The organism is Streptomyces sp. NPDC042638 (assembly GCF_040647235.1).
In the GTDB taxonomy this organism is placed as follows: Bacteria; Actinomycetota; Actinomycetes; order Streptomycetales; family Streptomycetaceae; genus Streptomyces; species Streptomyces rameus.
On the sequence record NZ_JBEZBT010000022.1, the window covers coordinates 1 to 23,698 of the forward strand.

18 protein-coding genes are annotated in these 23,698 nt (G+C 71.8%); 6 read left to right on the plus strand and 12 right to left on the minus strand.

What is annotated here, in order from left to right; all coding sequences use genetic code 11:
* Positions 1 to 101: 101 nt before the first annotated feature.
* From AB0B40_RS19270 to bldG, 3 genes are all read right to left on the minus strand, one after another.
* Entirely contained in the window at positions 102 to 2,507 is a 2,406-nt protein-coding gene (locus AB0B40_RS19270; RefSeq protein WP_345053379.1) for a sodium-translocating pyrophosphatase, read from the minus strand.
* Positions 2,508 to 2,857: 350 nt separating this feature from the next.
* Positions 2,858 to 3,292 carry an ATP-binding protein gene (locus tag AB0B40_RS19275; RefSeq protein WP_345053376.1) on the minus strand — a complete coding sequence of 145 codons (435 nt, stop codon included), beginning with the start codon at positions 3,290 to 3,292 and terminating at the stop codon, positions 2,858 to 2,860.
* Positions 3,293 to 3,665: 373 nt separating this feature from the next.
* Positions 3,666 to 4,007, minus strand: coding sequence for an anti-sigma factor antagonist BldG (bldG, locus tag AB0B40_RS19280; protein ID WP_009189842.1), 342 nt, complete (start codon positions 4,005 to 4,007; stop codon positions 3,666 to 3,668).
* Positions 4,008 to 4,088: 81 nt separating this feature from the next.
* Between bldG and AB0B40_RS19285 the strand changes: the two genes are divergently transcribed.
* Positions 4,089 to 6,698, plus strand: a complete 2,610-nt coding sequence (locus tag AB0B40_RS19285) for a DEAD/DEAH box helicase (RefSeq protein ID WP_362264637.1) — start codon at positions 4,089 to 4,091, stop codon at positions 6,696 to 6,698.
* A 95-nt stretch (positions 6,699 to 6,793) separates the two neighbouring features.
* On the opposite strand, the gene AB0B40_RS19290 is transcribed toward AB0B40_RS19285, so the two are convergent.
* The 7 genes from AB0B40_RS19290 to ssd form a co-directional block, all read right to left on the minus strand.
* Positions 6,794 to 7,243: an Rv3654c family TadE-like protein gene (locus AB0B40_RS19290; RefSeq protein ID WP_362264639.1), complete on the minus strand. Its 450-nt coding sequence runs from the start codon at positions 7,241 to 7,243 to the stop codon at positions 6,794 to 6,796.
* Positions 7,244 to 7,404: 161 nt separating this feature from the next.
* Positions 7,405 to 7,797, minus strand: a complete 393-nt coding sequence (locus AB0B40_RS19295; protein WP_362264642.1) for a TadE family type IV pilus minor pilin — start codon at positions 7,795 to 7,797, stop codon at positions 7,405 to 7,407.
* The gene (locus tag AB0B40_RS19300) at positions 7,784 to 7,984 is read right to left on the minus strand and encodes a DUF4244 domain-containing protein (RefSeq protein WP_345053366.1); all 201 of its coding nucleotides are present in this window, start codon (positions 7,982 to 7,984) and stop codon (positions 7,784 to 7,786) included. Before AB0B40_RS19300 ends, AB0B40_RS19295 begins: the two co-directional genes overlap by 14 nt.
* A gap of 111 nt (positions 7,985 to 8,095) precedes the next feature.
* Positions 8,096 to 8,875 (minus strand): type II secretion system F family protein, encoded by a 780-nt coding sequence (locus AB0B40_RS19305; RefSeq protein ID WP_362264644.1) that lies wholly within the window; start codon positions 8,873 to 8,875, stop codon positions 8,096 to 8,098.
* 58 nt (positions 8,876 to 8,933) lie between these two features.
* Positions 8,934 to 9,851 (minus strand): type II secretion system F family protein, encoded by a 918-nt coding sequence (locus tag AB0B40_RS19310; protein ID WP_362264646.1) that lies wholly within the window; start codon positions 9,849 to 9,851, stop codon positions 8,934 to 8,936.
* Between the two features lie 151 nt (positions 9,852 to 10,002).
* The gene (locus tag AB0B40_RS19315; protein ID WP_362264648.1) at positions 10,003 to 11,193 is read right to left on the minus strand and encodes a TadA family conjugal transfer-associated ATPase; all 1,191 of its coding nucleotides are present in this window, start codon (positions 11,191 to 11,193) and stop codon (positions 10,003 to 10,005) included.
* The gene (gene ssd / locus AB0B40_RS19320) at positions 11,190 to 12,296 is read right to left on the minus strand and encodes a septum site-determining protein Ssd (RefSeq protein WP_362264650.1); all 1,107 of its coding nucleotides are present in this window, start codon (positions 12,294 to 12,296) and stop codon (positions 11,190 to 11,192) included. Before ssd ends, AB0B40_RS19315 begins: the two co-directional genes overlap by 4 nt.
* 592 nt (positions 12,297 to 12,888) lie before the next feature.
* Here ssd and AB0B40_RS19325 point away from each other — a divergent pair.
* A complete protein-coding gene (locus AB0B40_RS19325) occupies positions 12,889 to 13,719 on the plus strand; it encodes an HAD-IB family hydrolase (protein ID WP_345053352.1) in 831 nt (276 codons plus the stop codon).
* A 349-nt stretch (positions 13,720 to 14,068) separates the two neighbouring features.
* Here AB0B40_RS19325 and AB0B40_RS19330 read toward each other — a convergent pair whose 3' ends face one another.
* Positions 14,069 to 14,893, minus strand: coding sequence for an oxidoreductase (locus AB0B40_RS19330; protein ID WP_345053350.1), 825 nt, complete (start codon positions 14,891 to 14,893; stop codon positions 14,069 to 14,071).
* A gap of 101 nt (positions 14,894 to 14,994) precedes the next feature.
* Here AB0B40_RS19330 and AB0B40_RS19335 point away from each other — a divergent pair, with 101 nt between their 5' ends.
* Positions 14,995 to 15,975, plus strand: a complete 981-nt coding sequence (locus AB0B40_RS19335) for an ATP-binding protein (RefSeq protein WP_362264652.1) — start codon at positions 14,995 to 14,997, stop codon at positions 15,973 to 15,975.
* 3 nt (positions 15,976 to 15,978) lie between these two features.
* Here AB0B40_RS19335 and AB0B40_RS19340 read toward each other — a convergent pair whose 3' ends face one another.
* Positions 15,979 to 17,244, minus strand: coding sequence for a hypothetical protein (locus AB0B40_RS19340; RefSeq protein WP_345053345.1), 1,266 nt, complete (start codon positions 17,242 to 17,244; stop codon positions 15,979 to 15,981).
* 336 nt (positions 17,245 to 17,580) lie between these two features.
* On the opposite strand from AB0B40_RS19340, the gene AB0B40_RS19345 reads away from it, so the two are divergent.
* The 3 genes from AB0B40_RS19345 to nhaA all read left to right on the plus strand — a co-directional run bounded on the left by AB0B40_RS19345 (position 17,581) and on the right by nhaA (position 23,632).
* Positions 17,581 to 19,938 (plus strand): SulP family inorganic anion transporter, encoded by a 2,358-nt coding sequence (locus AB0B40_RS19345; protein ID WP_362264654.1) that lies wholly within the window; start codon positions 17,581 to 17,583, stop codon positions 19,936 to 19,938.
* 91 nt (positions 19,939 to 20,029) lie between these two features.
* On the plus strand, positions 20,030 to 21,985 hold the full coding sequence (gene acs / locus AB0B40_RS19350; protein WP_345053343.1) for an acetate--CoA ligase: 1,956 nt from the start codon (positions 20,030 to 20,032) through the stop codon (positions 21,983 to 21,985).
* A 204-nt stretch (positions 21,986 to 22,189) separates the two neighbouring features.
* Positions 22,190 to 23,632, plus strand: a complete 1,443-nt coding sequence (gene nhaA, locus AB0B40_RS19355) for a Na+/H+ antiporter NhaA (RefSeq protein WP_362264656.1) — start codon at positions 22,190 to 22,192, stop codon at positions 23,630 to 23,632.
* Positions 23,633 to 23,698: the final 66 nt, after the last annotated feature.

Sequence of the window (23,698 nt, forward strand, 5' to 3'; positions counted from 1 at the left end):
TGATGCTGGCGTCGGCGGTGACGCGGGCGCAGGAGCCGGAGCGGATGGCCGCCGCCGCCGCCGCGCACCGCCCGCCCGTCGACCAGGCCCTTCGTCCTGACCTACGAAACCACCGCCGCGTCGGGTGAGTTGGCGACCCGCTCGGTGCTCTCGTCGTCCCCGACGGCGATGCCGCGCCGCTTGGAGACGTACACGGCGATGACGATCACCAGGAGCGCGAGGACCGCGACACCGATCCGCACTCCGAGGTTCTTGTCGTCACCGTAGGAAAACCTGATCACCGCCGGTGCGATGAGCAGCGAGACCAGGTTCATGACCTTCAGCAGCGGGTTGATCGCGGGTCCGGCGGTGTCCTTGAAGGGGTCGCCGACCGTGTCGCCGATCACTGTGGCGGCATGGGCCTCACTGCCCTTGCCGCCGTGGTGGCCGTCCTCCACCAGCTTCTTCGCGTTGTCCCAGGCGCCGCCCGAGTTGGCCAGGAACACCGCCATCAGCGTCCCCGCGCCGATGGCGCCGGCGAGGTAGGAGCCGAGAGCGCCCACACCGAGCGTGAACCCGATGAAGATCGGCGCCATGACGGCGAGCAGGCCCGGCGTGGCCAGCTCCCGCAGGGCGTCCTTGGTGCAGATGTCGACGACACGGCCGTACTCGGGCTTCTCGGTGTAGTCCATGATCCCGGGGTGCTCGCGGAACTGCCGCCGCACCTCGAACACGACCGAACCCGCCGACCGCGACACCGCGTTGATGGCCAGCCCCGAGAAGAGGAAGACGACCGCGGCTCCCGCGATGAGGCCGACGAGGTTGTTGGGCTGCGAGATGTCCATGGACAGGCTGAGCGGCGCTCCAGGCCCGGACAGCTTCGCCCCGACGTCCTGCACGTTGGTGGTGATCGCGTCGCGGTACGACCCGAACAGCGCCGACGCGGCGAGGACGGCGGTGGCGATGGCGATGCCCTTGGTGATGGCCTTGGTGGTGTTGCCGACCGCGTCCAGGTTGGTGAGGACCTGCGCACCCGCGCCCTCGACGTCGCCGGACATCTCGGCGATGCCTTGCGCGTTGTCGGAGACCGGCCCGAAAGTGTCCATGGCGACGATCACGCCGACCGTGGTGAGCAGGCCGGTGCCGGCCAGGGCGACCGCGAACAGCGCCAGCATGATGGACGTACCGCCGAGCAGGAACGCGCCGTACACGCCGAGCCCGATGAGCAGGGCCGTGTACACGGCCGACTCCAGGCCGACCGAGATGCCGGACAGGACGACGGTGGCCGGACCCGTGAGGGAGGTCTTGCCGATGTCCCGCACCGGGCGGCGGGTGGTCTCGGTGAAGTAGCCGGTCAGCTGCTGGATGACGGCGGCGAGCAGGATGCCGATGGCCACCGCGACCAGCGCCAGGATGCGCGGGTCGCCGTCCTTGCCCTTGATCGCGGCGTCGGTGACACCGGCGAGACCCGCGTACGTCGACGGCAGGTAGAAGTAGACCGCGACCGCGACCAGCACCAGCGAGATCACCGCGGAGATGAAGAAACCGCGGTTGATCGCGCTCATGCCACTGCGGTCGGCACGGCGTGGGGCGACCGCGAAGATGCCGATCATCGCCGTGATGACGCCGATGGCGGGCACCAGCAGCGGGAAGGCCAGTCCGGAGTCGCCGAAGGCTGCCTTGCCGAGGATCAGCGCGGCGACCAGGGTCACGGCGTACGACTCGAAGAGGTCGGCCGCCATGCCCGCGCAGTCGCCGACGTTGTCGCCCACGTTGTCCGCGATGGTCGCGGCATTGCGCGGGTCGTCCTCGGGAATGCCCTGTTCGACCTTGCCGACCAGGTCGGCGCCGACGTCGGCGGCCTTGGTGAAGATGCCGCCGCCCACCCGCATGAACATCGCGATCAGGGCGGCACCGAGGCCGAAGCCCTCCAGCACCTTCGGCGCGTCGGCCGCGTACACCAGCACCACGCAGGAGGCGCCCAGCAGGCCGAGCCCCACCGTGAACATGCCGACGACGCCGCCCGTGCGAAATGCGATCTTCATCGCGGTGTGCGAGACGGTGGTGAGATCCTTTTCGGGCTCGCCTTCCGCCGGGGTGGCTTCCCGGGCCGCCGCGGCGACCCGCACGTTGCTGCGCACGGCGAGCCACATGCCGATATAGCCGGTGGCCGCCGAGAACAGCGCTCCGATCAGGAAGAACACCGAGCGGCCGGCCCGCTGATTCCAGTCGTCCGCGGGCAGCAACAAGAGCAGGAAGAACACGGCGACGGCGAATACGCCGAGCGTGCGCAACTGCCGGGTGAGATAGGCCTTCGCGCCTTCCTGGACCGCCTCGGCGATCCGTTTCATGCTGTCGGTGCCCTCGCCCGCCGCGAGCACCTGACGTACCAGGATCCCCGCGACCACCAGCGCGGCCACGGCGACCGCCGCGATGACGGCCACGAGGATCCGGTTGTCGTCGGTCAGGACCGCGGCTGCGAGGGATGTGGGGTGACCCAACTGATGAGGGGTAGAAAGCCCCGCCATTCGTCCTCCTTGACGCTTGGGCTGAGCTCAAGATGTGGACGGATTGTAGGTACCCCTGAGTGATCTAAAAAGGGGACGGTAAACGGAATCAGCCTTCTCATGCTCTTCAGCAAATGATCGAGGTAACGACACGTAGCCCGAAAGGGGTAATGCCCTAAAAGCATTGACGACCGCATTGGCTCTTGATCGAATTATCGGGCCATTGATCGTGAATTACTTCACGAATTCCGGGCGCTCATCGGAAAACACGACAAGGGCCCTGCTCAGCAGGGCCCTTGGGGTGTGCACGGCGAACGTGGGGGTGTGCACGGCGAACGTGTGCCGCGGCTCGGAGGCGAGCGGCGGGCAGCTCAGACGAGTGCCGTGGCCGGCGGTGTGATCGGCCAGGTCATGCGGATCAGGCCGCCGTTCTGCCCGGTGGTGACCTCCACGTCGTCGACGAGGCCGCTGATGACCGCGAGGCCCATCTCGTCCTCCTCGACCTCCGCGTCGGCGTCCGGGCCGCCGCCGGGCGTGTCGCTGCCCGGCGTGGCGTGCGGCGCCTCGTCGCCGACCTCGATGGAGAACTGTTTCTCCTCTTCGATCAGCGCCACCTTCACCGGTGCCGTGACGCCGCTGCTCTGGTGCAGTCCGACAGCACGGGAGCACGCCTCGCCCACGGCGAGCCGGACCTCGTCGAGGACGGCCTCGTCCACTCCGGCCCTGCGCGCCACCGCTGCCGCCACCAGCCGGGCGGTCCGGACGTGCTCGGGCAGCGCGCTGAAGCGGAGTTCGACGGTGGCCATGCATCCCCCTCGCGACTACGGGCGTGCGGTCGGGGGCGGGGCCGTCGAGCGCCCGCAACCCCTGCTGTACTTCGGTGCCCCGGGCCGCTTCACCGGCCCGGAACCGGACCATCGAGCGCCTGGCACCGGGACCGTCCACTGGCCCGGACCGGACCGCTCACCGGCCCGGCACGGGGCCGGGGCGGCCATCGGTCCGGCCGGAAGCGGTCATCTGCCCGGCACGGACACCGGCCCGGCACGGTCACCGGCCCGGCACGGACACCGATCCGGCACCGTCCCCGGCACGGACACCGGTCCGGACCGGCCGACAAACCGGCCGGGTCCGGCGACGTCCGGCCCCGGCAGGAGCCCGACGCCGGCGACCGGTCCGAGGTCAGTCGGTGGCCGCCACCGCTTCGTCGACCGAGGTGTGGATCGGGAACACCTTGGTGAGACCGGTGATGCGGAAGATCTTGAGAATGCGCTCCTGGTTGCAGACCAGGCGCAGCGAGCCCTCGTGGGCACGAACACGCTTCAGGCCGCCGACCAGCACGCCGAGCCCGGTGGAGTCGAGGAAGTCCACGCCCTCCATGTCGACGACGAGGTGGAAATTCCCGTCGTTCACCAGCTCGACCAGCTGCTCGCGCAGCTTGGGCGCGGTATATACGTCGATTTCGCCACCGACCTCGACGACCGTACGATCGCCGACGGTACGGGTCGACAGGGACAGGTCCACGGATCCTCCAGCACCTTGCTATCGAGCGGTCGCCCCTCGGGCATCTCGGCTTACGGCCCTCAGGACGCTTCGCCAGCCGCGATGGCATTCAATCACTTACCGGCAGGCGTGCACGACGCCTTGACTCCATTGTCCGTCACGCCAGTGACACACTCGGTGCCAATGGCCAAGAATCACCGATCCGATCGAACCCCGGCGGACCCGGCGTCCCGCCCGTCTCCGGGCGCGGTCCTGGACCGGCTCGCCTCGGGGCCGAGCCGGGCTGCGCGCATCACTCATACGGAGCACTTGCCCCCGCGCACGGGTCGCCATGCCCTCTGGCCTGACCGTATTCGGGCCGAGGTGATCGCGGCCGTCCAGGCGTGCGGCATCGAGCACCCCTGGGCGCACCAGGCGCTGGCCGCCGAGCACGCCCTGGACGGTGACTCGGTGGTCGTCGCCACCGGCACCGCCTCCGGCAAGTCCCTGGCGTACCTCGTGCCCGTCCTCTCCACCCTCCTGGACGGCTCCGATGCGCCGAACGGCCGCGGCGCCACCGCCCTCTACCTGGCTCCCACCAAAGCGCTCGCGGCGGATCAGTGCCGCTCGGTGAAGGAACTCTCACAACCTCTCGGCAGCGCCGTGCGCCCCGCCGTGTACGACGGTGACACCCCGTTCGAGGAGCGCGAGTGGATCCGCCAGTACGGCAACTACGTCCTCACCAACCCGGACATGCTGCACCGGGGCATACTTCCCTCCCACCCGCGCTGGTCCTCCTTCCTCAAGTCGCTGCGGTACGTCGTCATCGACGAGTGCCACACCTACCGTGGCGTCTTCGGCTCACACGTCGCCCAGGTACTCCGCCGGCTGCGCCGCCTGTGTGCCCGCTACGGCTCCTCCCCCGTGTTCCTGCTGGCCTCGGCGACCGCCGCCGAGCCCTCGGTCGCCGCCCGCCGGCTGACCGGTCTGCCGGTCGTGGAGGTCGCCGACGACGCCTCCCCGCGCGGGGAGCTGGTGTTCGCCCTCTGGGAGCCCCCGCTCACCGACCTGCGCGGTGAGAAGGGCGCACCGGTACGGCGTACCGCCACCGCGGAGACCGCCGACCTGCTGACCGACCTCACCGTGCAGGGCGTGCGCTCCGTCGCCTTCGTACGCTCCCGGCGTGGCGCCGAGCTGATCTCGGTCATCACCCAGGAGAAACTCTCCGAGGTCGACCGCTCCCTGGTCCGGCGGGTCGCGGCCTACCGAGGCGGCTACCTCCCCGAGGAGCGCCGCGCCCTGGAACGCGCCCTGCACTCGGGCGAACTCCTCGGCCTCGCCGCCACGACGGCCCTGGAGCTGGGCGTGGACGTCTCCGGCCTGGACGCGGTGGTGATCGCCGGCTACCCCGGCACGCGCGCGTCCCTGTGGCAGCAGGCGGGCCGTGCGGGCCGCTCCGGCCAGGGCGCCCTCGCGGTCCTGGTGGCCCGCGACGATCCGCTGGACACCTTCCTCGTCCATCATCCCGAGGCCCTGTTCGACCAACCGGTGGAATCGACGGTCCTCGACCCCGACAACCCCTACGTCCTCGCCCCGCACCTGTGTGCCGCCGCCGCGGAGCTGCCGCTGACCGAGGAGGACCTGGACCTCTTCGGCCCCGCCTGCGCGGACGTGCTGCCGCAGCTGGAGGCCGCCAAGCTGCTCCGCCGCCGTACGAAGGCCTGGCACTGGACCCGCCGGGAGCGGGCCGCCGACCTCACCGACATCCGCGGCGCGGGCGGCCGTCCCGTGCAGATCGTCGAGGAGGGCACCGGTCGCCTGCTCGGCACCGTGGACGCGGGCGCCGCGCACTCCACCGTCCACGAGGGCGCCGTCCACCTGCATCAGGGCCGTACCTACCTGGTGCGTTCCCTGGACCTGGAGGACTCGGTCGCCCTGGTCGAGCAGGCCGACCCGCCGTACTCGACGGTCGCCCGCGACACCACGGCGATCTCCATCCTGGAGACGGACACCGAGATCCCGTGGGGCACCGGCCGCCTCTGCTACGGCTCGGTGGAGGTTACCAACCAGGTGGTCTCCTATCTCCGCAGACGCCTGATCACCGGCGAGGTGCTGGGCGAGACGAAACTCGACCTCCCCCCTCGTACGCTGCGCACCCGCGCGGTGTGGTGGACGGTCACCGAGGACCAGCTGGACGAGGCCCGCATCACCCCGGAGATTCTCGGCGGCTCCCTGCACGCCGCCGAGCACGCCTCCATCGGCATGCTGCCCCTCTTCGCGACCTGCGACCGCTGGGACATCGGCGGCGTGTCCGTCCCCCTGCACCCGGACACCCTCCTGCCCACGGTCTTCGTCTACGACGGCCATCCCGGCGGCGCGGGCTTCGCCGAGCGTGCCTTCCACACGGCCCGCGCCTGGCTCTCCGCCACCCGCGAGGCCATCGCGTCCTGCGAGTGCGAGGCCGGCTGCCCGTCCTGCATCCAGTCCCCCAAGTGCGGCAACGGCAACGACCCGCTCCACAAGAGGGGCGCGGTACGGCTGCTCACGGTGCTGTTGCGTGGGGCACCGGAGGAGCAGCCGACGGAGGAGACGCCAGGGAAGCCGACGGAGGGGACGGACAGGCCCGGGGAGGAGTCCCGTACCCCGACGGAGAGGACGGAGCAGCCCGCGGAGGAGTCCCGTACGCCGACGGAGGAGTCCCGTAGGCCGACGGAGGGGGCGGAAGCCGGCTAGAGCGTGTCGGAGGGAGCCGGGCGAGGTGGCGACGGGCCTTAGGTCATCCCGGCCGGCCCCGGGGGCTGGTCATCCCGGCCGGCCCCGGGGGCTGGTCATCCCGGCCGGGCCCGGGGGCTGGTCATCTCGGCCGGGACCGGGGGCTCGCTCGGCGGGGGTTCGCCAGGCGGTACCGGACCCGCCGGCCCCGCTCTCGCCCTGACCTCCGCCGTGAACGGCCCTCTCCCGGCAGCCGCCGTCACGTCCGAGGTGTCGCCCACGATCGCGCACCGCACCAGCCGTACGCCCTGGGCCGCCGCCAGCCGCCCGGCCCTGGCACAGGCCGCCGTGCCGCCCTCGGCCCAGTGGTCCGCCGCCGCGAGTGCCGCGAGGTCGGCGCCGCCGGCCGCCCGATGCCGTACGGCGACGGCCTGCCCGAGTGCGAGCACGGCGCCGAACACCGCGCACAGCACGGCGATCGCCCCCAGGCTCCACACGGTGGCCGACCCCCGGTCGGACTCCTCCCGCCGGTCCCGGCGTCCTCGTCGCCGGTGCCCCACGTTCACCCCGGCCCACCCCGTGCCCAGCCGCGAACGACACCACCGGCCCACCGCCCTAGCGGGGTCCTCCCGGCCGGTCAGCCCCTTCGAGCCCGTCCCCCGCCCCCGGCCGGCCCACCGCCCCTGCCCCGGACATCGCCGCCCGGCGTCCGGCTCAGCCCCGCGCTTCACGGCCCCGCCTCCCCCACTCGCACCGTGGTCCCCGCCCCCGGGGTGTCCTCGGCGAGTGCCACGGCCTCCTCGCGTACCTCGAACGGCAATCCGCTCAGCACCGGCGGCTCGGCCACCACCGTCACCCGGACCCGGTCGCCCTCGCGCCCGACGGTCACCCGTGCTCCGCGCGGCGCCGCTTCCCGGGTCACCGTCACCACCGCCTCGGCCGGATCCTGACGGGCGGCGGCCCGGGCGCCCGCGCGGGCCGCGTCCACGCACTCGATCTGCGCCGCGACCACGAGCAGGCCCCAGACCAGCGCCATCGTGAACGCGACCAGCACGGAGAGCACCACAGCCGCCTCCGCGGTCACGAACCCCCGGTCGCCGCCCCGCTCACATCCGCGCACTGAGGGCCTTCTTCACGATGGCCGCCAGCTCCGCCCGGACCTGACCGCTGGTGACGACCTCGTACAGCAGCACCGCGAACCCGACCGCCGCGATGATCCCCATGGCGTACTCGGACGTCACCATTCCGGCGTCCCGACGGCTCGTCCCGCACAACCGGACCGCCGTCTTCCTGATCTTCCCGAACATCTCAACCCCCGTAAGGTTCTGGCCCTTGGCTTTTTCCGCGCTCATCTCGCCTCATCACGCGCTCATCCCGCGCTCATCCCACGTCTGCGTGCCCGTCCGTTCCCGTGCGCCTCACCCCCCTCCCTTCGCCCGGCCGGCCAGCCCGATCACGACGGGCAGCACTCCGACCGCGATGAAGGCGGGCAGGAAGCACAGACCGACCGGCGCGGAGATCAGTACGGCCGCCCGGCGCGCCCGGGCCGTCGCCGTGCGGGCCCACTCCGCGCGCGCGTCCGACGCGAGACGGGCCACCGGGCCGGCCGCGGGAAGTCCGGACTCGTCGGCCCGTTCCAGCAACCGCGCCAGGGCACCGGCGCCGGGCAGCAGGGCCAGAGTCCGCCAGGCGTCCGCCGGTGCACCGCCGAGCCGGACCTCCGCCGAGCCGCGCGCGAGCGCCTGCCCGACGGGGCCGTCCAGGGCCTCGCCCACCGCGTGGGCGGCGATCACCGGACCGGCACCTGCGGCGATGCAGGCCGCCAGCAGATCGGCCGCGAGCGGGAGTTGACGCGCGGCCCCGGCGGTATCGATCGCCTCCGCCCGGCCGGCCGCCGTCTGCCCGGCCCGCCACCGCCAGAGCAGGACGCCGACGCCCACCCCCAGCACGGCCCCGACGGTCCCGCCGGCCAGCACCCACGCACCGCACGCGGCCCCGGCCGGCGGCAGCCACCGCCGCACGGCATCCGGGATCGCGAACGCCGTTCTGCCGGAGGACACTTCCCGCCCCAGCAGCCCGGCCACCCGGCGCCGGGCCTGCCGCCGTCGGCGCACCAGGTCCAGCCGTCGCACCCCCCAGCCGAGGGCCAACACCGCGATCCCGGCCATCCCCAACCTGTGGACAACTTCCCCGCTCACACCGCCCGCCCTTCCTCACCTCTCGGACACTCGCGCTTCGCCCACCCCGGACCGCGTCTCACAGCGCCTCGGCCTTCCGTACGATCCACACCGCCCACCACACCCCGGCCCCCTCGAACACCGCCCCGGCCGCAAGACAACCGAGGCCGGCCGCGCTGTGCAGCAGTACGCGCAACGGGTCCGCGCCCATGGCCGCGCCCAGGAGCAGGCCGAGGGCGGGCAGTGCGGCGAGCAGCACCGCGGTGGCCCGGGCTCCCGCCAACTGGGCCCGCAGGTCCCCTCGCTGGTCCCGCTCGGCGCGCAGGGCCCCCTCCAGCCGGTCCAGGCCGGCGGCGAGTCCGGCACCTTGGTCCACGGCCACCTGCCAGCACGCGGCGAGTCCGAGCAGGCCCTCAGCACCCGGTTGCCGTGCCGCCGCGGCCAGCGCGCCGGGCACGTCTCCGCCGAACCGCGCCGCCGCCACCACGGCGGCCTGGGCGTCGCCGAATCCGCCGGACTCGCCGCCGGACTGGCCGCCGAATCCGCCGCAGTCCCGGGCGGCCCGCAACAGCGCCGCCCCCGGCTGCCGTCCCGCCCGCACCTCCCCGGCGAGCACACCGCACAGGGCGATCACCGCGTCGGCCCGCCGCTCCCGGTCGCAGCGGGCGCGCCGGGCCAGCCGCACCCGGCGCAGCACCGGCACCCCGGCCGCCCCCGCGACGACCGGAATCACCGAGGAACCCAGCAGGGCGATCACCAGTCCGGCGGCCAGCGCCCACCACTCCGCGCCCAGCCGGCTGCCCCACCGCCGCAGTTCCGCGAGGACCTGCTCCGGGGCGGGCGGTCCGGTCGCCACCACCCCGCCGCCGGCCAGCAGCAGCCGGGCCTTGCGCACCCCGTAGTGCCGACCGCCCAGCAGCCAGACCATCGCGCCGATACAGAGCAGCGCGGCGCCCACGGACGTCTCACCGATCACTTCCGTCACCTCTCTCGTCATTCCCCAGGGCCTCACCCGCTCCGGAATCCCGACCCGCACGTGGACCCCGACCCGCTCCGGAATCCCGACCCGCTCGTGGACCCCGACCCGCACGTGGACCCCGACCCGCTCGGGAATCCCAACCGGCTCGTGGATTCCGCCCGGTCGAATCTCACCCGTCCGTGAACTCGTCCGAGGAGCCCAGGAGGTGCCGCAGCCGCTCCCACCCCCGCTCCCGCGCGAACGCCCGCTCGCCCCAGCGCAGTGCCGGTACCGTCCGCACCAGCCCGGTGGCGTCCCGCTCCAGCACATGCACCTCGTCGATCCGGCGCCGCCCGGACCGGTCCCGCACGAGGTGCACCACCACCGAGACGGCGGCTGCCAGCTGGCTGTGCAGCGCGGCCCGGTCCAGCCCGGCGGCCGTGGCCAGCGCCTCCAGCCGGGCCGGTACGTCCGCGGCGGCGTTGGCATGGATCGTGCAAGCGCCGCCCTCGTGGCCGGTATTGAGGGCCGCGAGCAGATGCACGACCTCGGGTCCGCGCACCTCGCCGACGACCAGCCGGTCCGGCCGCATCCGCAGCGCCTGCCGTACGAGGTCCTCCAGGGTGACCAGGCCCGCGCCCTCCTGGTTGGCGGGCCGGGTCTCCAACCGGACGACGTGCGGGTGGTCCGGCCGCAGCTCGGCCGAGTCCTCGGCCAGCACGATCCGTTCGCCCGGTCCGACCAGGCCGAGCAGTGCGCTGAGCAAGGTGGTCTTGCCGCATCCCGTGCCGCCGCTGACCAGGAAGGAGAGCCGGGCTCCCAGCAGCGCCCTCAGGATCCGGTCGCCGCCGGGCGGCACCGTCCCGGCCGCGACGAGCTCCTCCACGGTGAAGGCCCGGGGCCGTACCACCCGCAGGGCCAGGCAGGTACAGCCGACGGCGACCGGGGGCAGCACCGCGTGCAGCCGGGTTCCGTCGGGCAGCCGTGCGTCCGCCCAGGGCCGGGCGTCGTCCAGCCGGCGCCCGGCCACGCCGGCCAGCCGCTGGGCAAGGCGCCGTACGGCCGCCGCGTCCGGGAAGGTCACCGGGGTCAGCTCCAGGCCGCCGCCGCGGTCCACCCACACCCGGTCCGGGGCGGAGACCAGGACGTCGGTGACGTCCGGGTCCGCGAGCAGCGCTTCCAGGGGACCGGTGCCCACGAGTTCGGACCGCAGGTGCTCGGCGGCGCCGAGGATCTCCGCGCCGCCGAGCACCCGGCCCTGTTCGCGCAGTGCCTGGGCCACGCGCGCGGGTGTGGGTTCGGCACCGCTCTCGGCGAGCCGGCGGCGGACGCCGTCGAGCAGGGCCGCGCCGTCGGCCCGGTCGAGTCCGGGCAGGGTCATCGGGTGCCTCCCGCCTCGACCAGCGCGCGCTCCCAGAAGTGCGCGCAGAAGCGGGCCAGTGGGCCGCGCCCGGACGCGCCGGGGGGCTTCGCGCCACCCTGAGGGCGCAGCAGCGCCGGTTCGACGGGGACCTCGCCGGCCAGTGGCAGGCCGAGCAGCCGGGCCACCTCGTGGCCGTCCAGGCCGGGTGCGTAGGGCCCGCGGACCGCTACCCGCAGGTCCCGTACGACCATGCCGACGGCGGAGGCGACACGGCCGGCGGCTGCGAGCGCCCGCAGTTCCGCCGGGACGACGAGCAGCGCCAGGTCGAGCTGGGCGAGGGCTTCGGCGACCCCGTCGTCGAGACGGCGGGGCAGATCCACCACGACCGTGCCGCCGCGTCGCCGGGCGGCGGCCAGCACGGCGCGCACCGCGGGCGACGGAACGGCGACGCAGTCGCCGCGGTCCCAGCTGAGCACGCGGAGGGAGTGCAACTGGGGCAGCGACTCCTCCAGGGCGCCGCCGCCGACCCGGCCGCGGGAGGCGGCGAAGGCGGGCCAGCGCAGCCCTTCGGCCCCCTCGCCGCCGAGAAGTACGTCGAGTCCGCCCCCGAGCGGATCGGCGTCCACCAGAAGGGTGCGCAGCCCCTCGCGCGCGGAGGTGACGGCGAGCGCGCACGCGAGCGTGGACGCTCCGGCCCCACCCCGGCCGCCGATCACTCCGACGGTGAGGGCCGGGCGGCCGACGCCCTCGGCGACGTCGGCGATACGGTCCACAAGCCACGCCTCGCCGTCGGGAAGCATCAGGACATGGTCGGCACCGATCTGGACGGCTCGTTTCCACACCCCCGGGTCATCCTGGTCACGGCCGACCAGCACCACTCCGGGACGGCGCGCGGCACCGCTCACCCGGCGGGCGGCGTCGTCGCCGACGAGCACGAGCGGGGCCGCCGCCCAGCCGTCGCCGGATTCCGGTACGCCGTGATGGACCTCGGGTGTGGCGCCCGCCGCCGCGCACAGGCGCAGCAGATCGTCCAAGAGCGCCGCGTCCTCGGTGACGATGAGCGGCCGGCATGCCCGGCCGCCGGGGCCGGGCGGCGGATCGTGGGTGACGGTTCCGGTCACGGGTGTTCCCCCTTCGCTGCGTGGGCCCGCGCAACCCCGCGGGCACGCGATTCCCAAAGGTGTGAAGAACCTGCAAACGGTCTCCATATGAGCGGCCGATAGGAACCGGCCATACGCACACCGGCAATCGGAACCGGCCATGAACTCGCCGGAGCCGGAGGGCGCTGGAATCACGGTGCAGCGAGCCGCGAAATAATGTGGATCTTGGTCGATAACTGTGGACAACCCCGACCCTGTGAATAACTTCGTCACCCCTACCGGTGACTCGTGTACTGATCCGTGTGCGAGTTCCACAGAGCAATCCGATGATTACGGTGCGTTACCGATCACGGGCAGGCGGAGGCGGCGGCCATGGCGGTGCGACGCCGGCCCTGGGGCTGTGTGACGAGAGGAGAGGAGGGAGAAAACCCATCCGGACATGCGACGACCCCCGCCGGGGGGGAGAGCGGGGGTCGTCCCCACGGCCGACTCGGGGGGGGAGGAGTCGGGCCGGGTTAGCACGGTCGCGAACGATCCGTGACTTCCATGGTGTACCCGAGAGCCCTCTCAGGCAAACCCACGCGCCCCACCTTACGCCGAATGGTGGGCGCCTATGCTCTGGGACGTGGAAAACCACTCCTTGCCCCGTGCGGCAGCCTTCTTTGACCTGGACAAGACGGTCATTGCGAAGTCGAGCACGCTCACCTTCAGCAAGTCCTTCTACCAAGGCGGGCTGATCAACCGCAGGGACGCCCTGCGTACCGCATACGCCCAGTTCGTCTTCCTGGCCGGCGGCCTGGACCACGACCAGATGGAGCGCATGCGGGAGTATCTCTCCGCGCTGTGCCGAGGCTGGAACGTCCAGCAGGTGCGGGAGATCGTCGCCGAGACCCTGCACGACCTGATCGACCCGATCATCTACGACGAGGCCGCCTCGCTCATCGAGGAGCACCACGCGGCCGGCCGGGACGTCGTGATCGTGTCCACCTCGGGCGCGGAGGTGGTCGAGCCGGTCGGCGAACTGCTGGGCGCGGACCGGGTGGTCGCCACCCGCATGGTCGTGGGTGACGACGGCTGCTTCACCGGAGAGGTGGAGTACTACGCCTACGGCCCGACGAAGGCCGAGGCCGTCAAGGAACTGGCCGCGTCCGAGGGCTACGACCTCGAGCGCTGCTACGCCTACAGCGACTCGGCGACCGATCTGCCGATGCTCCGGACCGTCGGGCACCCGCACGCCGTGAACCCGGACCGCGCGCTGCGCCGCGAGGCACTCGCGCGCGGGTGGCCGGTGCTGGAGTTCCGCCGCCCGGTCCCGCTCAAGAAGCGGCTGCCCACGTTCTCCGTGCCGCCCCGCCCGGCGCTGGTCGCGGCGGCGGCCATAAGCGCGGCGGCGGCGACCGCCGGGCTCGTCTGGTACACCAGCCGGCGTCGCGGCACGACCTGACCGTCGCCCGTTTCGCCACGTTTGATCCCGAAAGTAAAGAAGTGCGGGCAGGGGTTCCGCTTCATCCCGGCTCGGGGTACAAAGAACGTAGGCCCGCGAGACCAAAGGACATCCGCGAGGATCCCCTACTACTACGCACTTGGCCCACGGACCCAGCATGAACACCGGGCACCCACGCGACGTCGACCCGTCGATTACGGGCCAGCCGCACCAGGTGACGGGCAAAGCATCCCGACCTGATGGGCGACATTTCGAGGACGCTTGGTAACCGGGTGAGCATGCCAGCGGCGGTACGAGCACTCGTACCGCCGCAACCCTTGTCCGGGAAGCTCCTCCGCCCGGGAACCCCTCAGGCCGCGCCGCGCTGCAGCGCCTCGCACACCGCCGTCGACTCGCGCGCGCCCAGCTCCACCGCCCGGCCGCAGTGGGTGATCCACGCCGCCATGCCCTCGGGGGTGCCGGAGACGTAGCCGTCGAGGGCGGCCAGGTAGGAGGCGCGGCCCAGCTCGGCATAGCCGACCTCGGCCGGGCAGACCGCCTTCGGGTCCAGGCCGCTGCCGATCAGCACGATCCGCTCGGCCGTGCGCGCGACCAGGCCGTTGTGGGAGACGAAGGGCCGCAGCGCGAGCAGCTCGCCGTGCACCACGGCGGCCGTCACCAGCGCGGGGGCCGAGGTGCCGGTGATGATCAGGTCCGCCAGCCCCTCCAGCCGGCCCGAGACCTCCGCCGCGTCCGGCAGCGGCAGCTCGATCAGCGGCTCGTCCACCGGTTCGCCGGCCTGGCGCGGCCTGCCGACCCGGTCGTCGCCGCTCGCCGCGGCCACCAGGTGCAGCCGGGCCAGCACCCGCAGGGGCGACTGGCGCCAGATGGACAGCAGCTGGCCCGCCTCGGCGGACAGCCGCAGAGCCGCGCCCATCACACGGGCCTCGGTGTCGACACTGAAGTCGGTGCGCCGCCGCACCTCCTCCAGAGCCCAGTCCGCGCCGGACAGCGCCGCCGAGCCGCGGGCTCCGCGCAGGGCCGCCTCGGAGGTGATCTCGTTGCTGCGGCGCCGCATGACCCGGTGCCCGTAGACCCGGTCCACGGCCTTGCGCACGGATTCGACGGACTCGGCCACACCGGGCAGTGCCCCAAGGGCCGCGAGCGGATCGGCGGCCGCACCTGTCGTACTCATGAGTACGACAGTACGCACCCGGCCGCCCCACCCCACGAAGGAGTGGTCTTCTTCACTCTCCGACGACACGCACAGCTATCTGCCAACTACTGTTGGTGAACATGAAAATTGCTTTCGTCGGAAAGGGCGGCAGCGGCAAGACCACGCTCTCCTCCCTCTTCATCCGCCATCTCGCGGCCGTCGGCGCCCCGGTGGTCGCCGTCGACGCGGACATCAACCAGCACCTCGGCCCCGCACTCGGCCTCACCGAGGAGGAGGCGGCGGCGCTGCCCGCCATGGGCGATCGGCTGCCGCTGATCAAGGATTACCTGCGCGGCAGCAATCCGCGCATCACCTCGGCCGCGACGATGATCAAGACGACCCCGCCCGGCGAGGGCTCGCGGCTGGTCCGGGTGCGGGAGCCCAATCCGGTCTACGACGCCTGCGCGCGTCCGGTGGAACTCGACGGCGGCGCCGTCCGTTTGATGGTCACGGGCCCCTTCACGGACGCCGACCTGGGGGTCGCCTGCTACCACTCCAAGACCGGAGCGGTGGAGCTGTTCCTGAACCACCTCGTCGACGGCCCCGACGAGTACGTCGTGGTCGACATGACGGCCGGTTCGGACTCCTTCGCCTCCGGCATGTTCACCCGCTTCGACATGACGTTCCTCGTCGCCGAACCGACCCGGAAGGGGGTCTCCGTCTACCGCCAGTACAAGGAGTACGCCCGCGACTTCGGCGTCGCCCTGAAGGTCGTCGGCAACAAGATCCAGGAACCGGACGACATCGACTTCCTGCGCGAAGAGGTCGGGGACGACCTGCTCGTGACGGTCGGGCGCTCCGACTGGGTGCGTGCCATGGAGAAGGGCCGCCCGCCCCGGTTCGACCTCCTGGAGGAGGCCAACACCCGCGCCCTGGAGACTCTCCGGGCCACCGTCGACGCCACTTACGCGCGGCGCGACTGGGAGCGCTACACCCGCCAGATGGTGCACTTCCACCTGAAGAACGCCGAGAACTGGGGGAACGAGCGCACCGGGGCCGACCTGGCGGCGCAGGTCGACCCCCACTTCGTGCTCGGCGAGAGTGTGGCGACGCCCGTCTGACGCCTACCGCTTGTCCGCCGGCGCCCCGGGAACGCCCTTGGGCGCCGGGGCCGGCCGGCCGGACAGGAAGGACGCCCAGCCCTGCCGGGGTGCCTCACCCACCTCCAGGGTGCGCAGTCTCGCCAGGGTCTGCGGGTCCTGGGCGTCCAGCCAGTCGACCAGCTGGTGGAAGGACACGCAGCGCACCTCCGGCTTGGTGCACACCTCCTTCACCACGTCTTCGACGGCACGCATGTAGGTGCCGCCGTTCCACGACTCGAAGTGGTTGCCGATGATCAGGGGCGCGCGGTTGCCGTCGTAGGCGCGGTAGAAGCCCTTGAGCAGGCCGTCGCGCATCTGGTCGCCCCAGTAGTCGAACTTGTCCGGGTCGCCCTGGGTCTCGGTGCCGGACTGGTTCACCATGAAGTTGTAGTCCATGGTCAGCTGCTCATAGGTGTGGCCCGGGAACGGCACCAGCTGCATCGACAGGTCCCACAGTCCGTCCTTCCTCTTGGGCCAGACCTGGTCGTTGACCCCGCTGGAGTCGTAGCGGAAGCCCAGCTGGCGGGCGGCCTTCATGAAGTTCTTCTGCCCTTCCAGGCAGGGGGTGCGAGCGCCGATCAGCTCCTTTTCGTAGTCGAAGGGCAGCGGGGCGTCCGCCTTCCTCCCGGTGTTGGTCTTCCAGGACTCCACGAACTTCTTGGCCTGGGCGATCTCGCTCTTCCACTCGTCCACCGACCAGGTGCCGACCCCGCCGTCCGGTCCGCAGAAGTGACCGTTGAAATGGGTGCCGATCTCGTTGCCCTCCAGCCAGGCCTGCCGGACCTGCTCAAGGGTGTCGGCGATGCCCTGCTCGTCGTTGAAGCCGATGTCGGAGCGGCCCGGCGAGTGCTGTGGTGGCTTGTACAGGTCACGTTTCTCCTCGGGCAGCGTGTACACGCCGCTGAGGAAGTACGTCATGGTCGCGTTGTTCTCCTTGGCGACCTCGCGGAAGTGCGAGAACAGCTTCTGACTGTCCTCGCCCGCGCCGTCCCAGGAGAACACGACGAACTGCGGGGGCTTTTGACCAGGGCTCAGCCGCTCGGGGACGGGCAGATGAGGCTGTGATCCCGTGTACGCGGTGGATCCGTCGCCGATCAGCCGGAAGACGCTGCCCGGTGCCGGTGCCCCCTTCCGCGGGCCGGACGCCCCTTCCTTCTTGCCGGTGGAGTCGGTCGCGCAACCAGCGAGCGACGCCGCACAGGCCGCGGCGACCATCGCGCCGACGGCGATCCTGTGGGTGGCGGCCATGTTCCGCCCACCTTCTTCCTTCTCTCAGACACACGCTGATGAGGGCCGTTTCGGGTGATGTGCCGGGCTTGTCCCGGCGGCGCCGCCAAGATGACACGGGACCGAGAAGGAATTAGTACGACAAGCCGATCAAATGATTAGTTCACTCCTGAAGGCGATCTTCTGACCCATTTGCCCCGGAAAACTATGCTTTACCTTTACATCGCATTACGGTTCTTTTACCGAGCGTTGATCCATCCCGCCGATGCACGCCGTGACCCACGGCCGCGACCGACCCCGCCCACACGCGGGTCCCATCCCAGTCCGCGACCGCGCCGCCCCGGAGGAGACGGGAACATGTCAGCCTGCGCACCGCCTCACACCCCGCACCCCCACCCGCCGCACAGCCCCGCACCGACGCGCCGACGCCTGCGCGTCGAGGGCGCCGACCTGTCCGCGTCCGTCGCGGTCTTCCTGATCGCCCTGCCCCTCTCCCTCGGCATCGCCCTGGCCACCGGCGCCCCGCTCCAGGCCGGTCTCGTCGCCGCCGCGGTCGGCGGAATCGTCGCCGGACGGCTGGGCGGCTGCCCCCTCCAGGTCAGCGGGCCCGCCGCCGGACTCACCGTCGTCACCGCCGACCTGATCGACCGTTACGGCTGGCGGGCGACCTGCGGCATCACCGTGCTCGCCGGTCTCGCCCAGCTCGGCCTCGGCTGTCTACGGGTGGCGCGCGGCGCGCTCGCGGTCAGTCCGGCCGTGGTGCACGGCATGCTCGCCGGCATCGGCATCACCATCGCCGTCGCCCAGCTGCACATCGTCCTCGGCGGCAGCCCGGACAGTTCCGTCCTCGCCAATCTGCGCGATCTTCCCGCGCAGTTGGCCGGCCTGCACCCGGCGTCGGTGTCGATGAGCGTGCTGACCCTGGCCCTGCTGCTGGCCTGGCCGCGGCTGCCCGGGCGCGCCGGCAGGCTGCTGCGCGGGGTGCCGGCAGCTCTGGTAGCCGTCACCGGAGCCACGGCTACCGCCGCCCTCACCGGCCTCGCCCTGCCCCGGGTCGACCTGCCGTCCTGGCGCAGCCACGCTCTCGCCGGACTGCCCGAGGGTCCGGTGCTCGGCGTCGTGGCCGCCGTGCTCACCACCACTTTGGTGTGCAGCGTGCAGTCGCTGCTCGGTGCGGTGGCCGTCGACAAACTGGTCGCCTCCCGTTCCGGCCCCCAGTCCCGCGTCGGCCGCTCCGGTCTGGACCGGGAGCTGCTCGGGCAGGGCGCCGCCAACATCGTCTCGGGAGCCCTCGGCGGGCTGCCGGTCGCGGGTGTGGCGGTGCGCAGTACCGCGAACGTGAAATCGGGTGCGGTCAGCCGGAACTCCACGATGCTGCACGGCGTTCTCGTAGTAGTCGCCGCGCTGCTGATGGTCCCGCTCCTGGAGGAGATCCCGCTCGCCTCCCTGGCCGCCCTGGTGATGGCCGTCGGCATCCAGATGGTGTCCCTGCACCACATCCGCACGGTGACACGCCACCGGGAAGTGCCGGTCTACGCCGTGACCGCACTCGGCGTGGTGTTCCTCGGCGTCCTGCAGGGCGTGTGCCTCGGCATCGCCGTGGCCGTCGCCATCGCCCTGCACCGCCTCACCCACACGCGCATCACCCACGAAGAGGAGAAAGGAGTCCACCACGTACGTGTCCGCGGCCAGCTGACGTTCCTCGCGGTGCCCCGGCTCAGCAGAGCCCTGCATCTCGTACCCCAGGGCGCCCACGCCGTCGTGGAGTTGGACGGTTCGTTCATGGACCACGCGGCGTACGAGTCGCTGCAGGACTGGCGCAGTGCCCACACCGCGCGGGGAGGAAGAGCCGAGCTGGCGGGCCGGCGCGGCGGAATCCGCACCGCCGGACAGGTCCCGTCCGCCGGGTGCCGGTGCCGCCCCTGGACCCCCTGGCGCAACCACCAGTCCTGCTTCGCCGGTACCACCGCCGCACCGGTGGGGCAGGAGGCCGCAGGAGAACTGGCGCGTGGCATCAGCTCGTTCCAGCGGAACACCGCGCCGCTGGTGCGCGAGGAGCTGGCGCGGCTGGCCCGGGAGGGCCAGCGGCCCGCGCAGCTCTTCCTCACCTGCGCCGACTCCCGGCTCGTCACGTCGATGATCACCGCCAGTGGTCCCGGCGACCTGTTCGTCGTCCGCAACGTCGGCAACCTGGTGCCGCCGCCGGGCGGGGAACACGGCGACGACTCGGTGGCGGCCGCCATCGAGTACGCGGTGGACGTGCTCGGGGTGCGCTCGATCACGGTGTGCGGGCACTCCGGGTGCGGGGCGATGCAGGCGCTGGCCACCACCGGGGCCGGGGGCGGGAGCACTCCGCTGCAGCGGTGGCTGCGGCACGGGCTGCCGAGCCTGGCACGGATGGCGGGCGGCCGGCACGACCGGGCCCGGCTGGCCGGGCGGGAACCCGCGGACGAGGTGGAACAGCTGTGCCTGACCAATGTCGTCCAGCAACTGGCGCACCTGCGGGCGCACGGGCCGGTCGCCCGCGCCCTGGCCGCGGGAGAACTGGAGCTGCACGGCATGTACTTCCACGTGGGCGAGGCACAGGCGTACCTGCTCGCGGGAACGGAGGGAGGAACGGTGTTCGAGGACGTCAGGGAGAACGTCAGGGAGGGCGTCGGCCGAGGTGAGGGGGTACACGGACCGGTAGGCTCGACAAACCGAGGACAGGTCTAAACCAATTTTCCGGTCGACCCTTGTCATCGGACCCCCGGTCTGATGAGCTGTGGCCTGGGACACAACGGACACCCTTCGAACGGGAGATGTCGTGAGCAACGAAAGCCTGGCCAACCTGCTCAAGGAAGAGCGCAGGTTCGCGCCACCCGCCGACCTGGCCGCGGACGCCAACGTCACCGCGGAGGCGTATGCACAGGCCAAGGCTGACAGGCTCGGCTTCTGGGCCGAGCAGGCCCGTCGGCTGACCTGGGCCAAGGAACCGACCGAGACGCTGGACTGGTCGAACCCGCCGTTCGCGAAGTGGTTCAAGGACGGCGAGCTGAACGTCGCGTACAACTGCGTGGACCGGCATGTGGAGGCCGGGCACGGGGACCGCGTCGCCATCCACTTCGAGGGTGAGCCCGGCGACACCCGCGCGATCACCTACGCGGAGCTGAAGGACGAGGTCTCCAGGGCCGCCAACGCCCTGCTGGAGCTGGGCGTGCGAAAGGGCGACCGCGTCGCCATCTACATGCCGATGATCCCGGAGACCGCGATCGCGATGCTGGCCTCGGCCCGGATCGGCGCGGCGCACTCGGTCGTCTTCGGCGGCTTCTCGGCGGACGCGCTCGCGACCCGGATCCAGGACGCGGACGCCAAGGTCGTCATCACCGCCGACGGCGGCTACCGGCGCGGCAAGCCGTCCGCGCTCAAGCCGGCCGTGGACGAGGCGGTCGAGAAGGCGGGCAATGTCGAGCACGTGCTCGTGGTGCGCCGAACCGGCCAGGAAGTGGCCTGGGACGGCGAGCGGGACGTGTGGTGGGACGAGCTGGTGGGCCGGCAGTCCGCCGAGCACACCCCGGAGGCGTTCGAGGCGGAGCACCCGCTGTTCATCCTCTACACCTCCGGCACGACGGGGAAGCCCAAGGGCATCCTGCACACCTCCGGCGGCTACCTCACCCAGGCGGCCTACACCCACTGGGCGGTCTTCGACCTCAAGCCGGAGACGGACGTGTACTGGTGCACGGCCGACGTCGGCTGGGTGACCGGGCACTCCTACATCGTGTACGGCCCGCTGGCCAACGGCGCGACGCAGGTGATGTACGAGGGCACGCCGGACACCCCCCACCAGGGCCGGTTCTGGGAGATCGTGCAGAAGTACAAGGTCACGACCCTCTACACCGCGCCGACCGCGATCCGGACGTTCATGAAGTGGGGCGACGACATCCCCGCCAAGTTCGATCTGAGCAGCCTGCGCGTCCTGGGGTCGGTCGGTGAGCCCATCAACCCCGAGGCCTGGGTCTGGTACCGCAAGCACATCGGCGCCGACCGGACGCCCGTCGTGGACACGTGGTGGCAGACCGAGACCGGCGCCATGATGATCACACCGCTGCCCGGTGTCACCGAGACCAAGCCCGGTTCGGCGCAGCGCCCGCTGCCCGGCATCAGCGCGACCGTCGTCGACGACGAGGCGAACGAGGTGCCCAACGGCGGCGGCGGCTATCTGGTGCTGACCGAGCCGTGGCCGTCGATGCTGCGCACCATCTGGGGCGACGACCAGCGGTTCATCGACACCTACTGGTCCCGCTTCGAGGGCAAGTACTTCGCCGGGGACGGGGCGAAGAAGGACGACGACGGGGACATCTGGCTGCTGGGCCGGGTGGACGACGTGATGCTCGTCTCCGGGCACAACATCTCCACCACCGAGGTGGAGTCGGCGCTCGTCTCGCACCCGTCGGTCGCCGAGGCCGCCGTCGTGGGCGCCGCGGACGAGACCACCGGCCAGGCCATCGTCGCGTTCGTCATCCTGCGCGGCACGGCCACGGAGGACGACAAGCTCATCGGCGACCTGCGCAACCACGTCGGCGCCACGCTCGGGCCGATCGCCAAGCCCAAGCGGATCCTGCCGGTGGCGGAGCTGCCGAAGACACGCTCCGGCAAGATCATGCGCCGCCTGCTGCGGGACGTCGCCGAGAACCGTCAGCTGGGCGATGTCACCACCCTGACCGACTCCACGGTCATGACGCTGATCCAGGACAAACTGCCCGCGGCGCCCAGCGAGGACTGAGCGGACGGGAAGAGTGAGCCGCACCCCGTGGGACACCCGGCCGGCGAACGTGCCGGGTGCCCCACGCGGGTCTACGGTGAAGATCACCGGACCTGGCACGCGCCAGCTTAGGTAAACTAAGCAAAGTGTCGCGCGACGCGGCACGTCAGGTGCGCCGGGAAGTCTGGTCGGCATGTGAGTTTCGCCTGCCCCGGAGGTCTCCCCGTGACCGCGCCCCGCGCCCGCACCACCGCCCGCAAGGCCCTCGGTCGTCTGTCCCTGCCCGAGCGGACCTACGTCGCGGACGCGCTGCGCACCGAGACCGTCGGCGGCATCCTGCTGCTCCTCGCCACCGTGGCGGCGCTGCTCTGGGCGAACCTCCCCGCTCTGCGCCACAGCTACGCGAGCGTCAGCCACTTCCACCTCGGCCCCGAGACCGTCGGCCTGCACCTCTCCGTCGCCCACTGGGCCGCCGACGGACTGCTCGCGGTGTTCTTCTTCGTCGCCGGCATCGAACTCAAGCGCGAGCTGGTCGCAGGCGATCTGCGCGACCCCAGGGCGGCCGTCCTCCCCGTCGTGGCGGCGCTGTGCGGGATGGCCGTACCCGCGCTCGTCTACGCGCTCACCAACCTCGCCGGAAACGGCTCCCTGCAGGGCTGGGCGGTGCCCACCGCCACCGACATCGCCTTCGCGCTCGCCGTCCTCGCGGTCATCGGCACCTCACTGCCCAGCGCCCTGCGCGCCTTCCTGCTCACCCTCGCGGTCGTCGACGACCTCTTCGCGATCCTGATCATCGCGATCTTCTTCACCGCACAACTGAACTTCGCCGCCCTCGGCGGGGCCGCCGCCGCCCTCGCCGTCTTCTGGCTGCTGCTGCGCAAGGGAGTACGCGGCTGGTACGTGTACGTGCCGCTCGCCCTCGTCATCTGGGCGCTGATGTACAACAGCGGCGTGCACGCCACCGTCGCCGGCGTCGCGATGGGCCTGATGCTGCGCTGCACCACCCGGGAAGGGGAGGAGCACTCACCCGCCGAACACATCGAGCATCTGGTACGGCCCCTGTCGGCCGGTCTCGCCGTACCCCTGTTCGCCCTGTTCAGCGCCGGTGTCCCGATATCCGGCGGGGCGCTCGGGGACGTGTTCGCCAAGCCCGAGACGCTCGGCGTGGTGCTCGGCCTGGTCGTGGGCAAGACCGTCGGCATCTTCGGCGGGACCTGGCTGACCGCCCGCTTCACCCGCGCGCAGCTCAGCGCGGAGCTGGCATGGGCCGACGTCTTCGCCGTGGCCTCGCTCGCCGGGATCGGCTTCACGGTCTCGCTGCTCATCGGCGAGCTGGCCTTCGACGGTGACACCGTGCTCACGGACGAGGTGAAGGCGGCCGTCCTCACCGGGTCGCTGATCGCGGCGGTGTGCGCGACAGTGCTGCTGAAGCTGCGCAACGCCCGGTACCGCAGGCTGTGCGAGGACGAGGAGCGCGACGAGGACCTCGACGGCGTACCGGACGTCTACGAGCAGGACGACCCGGCGTACCACCTCCGCATGGCCGAGATCCACGAGCGCAAGGCCGCCGAACACCGGCGGCTGGCCGCCGAACGGGCCGCCGCGGCACGCCACGGGCTTGCGGAAGTACCGGGCGGGGCAGGCGAGGAGGGCGACCGTCCGGCATGATCTGACGAGACGGTACAAAACAAGACGGCCGCGCGCGCACGACGGCTACCCGGATGGCCGTACGAG

What these genes read in the sequence shown, in the direction of transcription:
- AB0B40_RS19275 (WP_345053376.1), bottom strand. Translation starts at nt 3,292, where the DNA reads ATGGCCACCGTCGAACTCCGCTTCAGCGCGCTGCCCGAGCACGTCCGG.
- AB0B40_RS19300 (WP_345053366.1), bottom strand. Translation starts at nt 7,984, where the DNA reads ATGTTCGGGAAGATCAGGAAGACGGCGGTCCGGTTGTGCGGGACGAGC.
- AB0B40_RS19340 (WP_345053345.1), bottom strand. Translation starts at nt 17,244, where the DNA reads ATGGCCGCCACCCACAGGATCGCCGTCGGCGCGATGGTCGCCGCGGCC.
- AB0B40_RS19310 (WP_362264646.1), bottom strand. Translation starts at nt 9,851, where the DNA reads ATGACGAGAGAGGTGACGGAAGTGATCGGTGAGACGTCCGTGGGCGCC.
- AB0B40_RS19330 (WP_345053350.1), bottom strand. Translation starts at nt 14,893, where the DNA reads ATGAGTACGACAGGTGCGGCCGCCGATCCGCTCGCGGCCCTTGGGGCA.
- AB0B40_RS19335 (WP_362264652.1), top strand. Translation starts at nt 14,995, where the DNA reads ATGAAAATTGCTTTCGTCGGAAAGGGCGGCAGCGGCAAGACCACGCTC.
- AB0B40_RS19345 (WP_362264654.1), top strand. Translation starts at nt 17,581, where the DNA reads ATGTCAGCCTGCGCACCGCCTCACACCCCGCACCCCCACCCGCCGCAC.
- AB0B40_RS19315 (WP_362264648.1), bottom strand. Translation starts at nt 11,193, where the DNA reads ATGACCCTGCCCGGACTCGACCGGGCCGACGGCGCGGCCCTGCTCGAC.
- AB0B40_RS19270 (WP_345053379.1), bottom strand. Translation starts at nt 2,507, where the DNA reads ATGGCGGGGCTTTCTACCCCTCATCAGTTGGGTCACCCCACATCCCTC.
- AB0B40_RS19325 (WP_345053352.1), top strand. Translation starts at nt 12,889, where the DNA reads ATGCTCTGGGACGTGGAAAACCACTCCTTGCCCCGTGCGGCAGCCTTC.
- AB0B40_RS19285 (WP_362264637.1), top strand. Translation starts at nt 4,089, where the DNA reads ATGGCATTCAATCACTTACCGGCAGGCGTGCACGACGCCTTGACTCCA.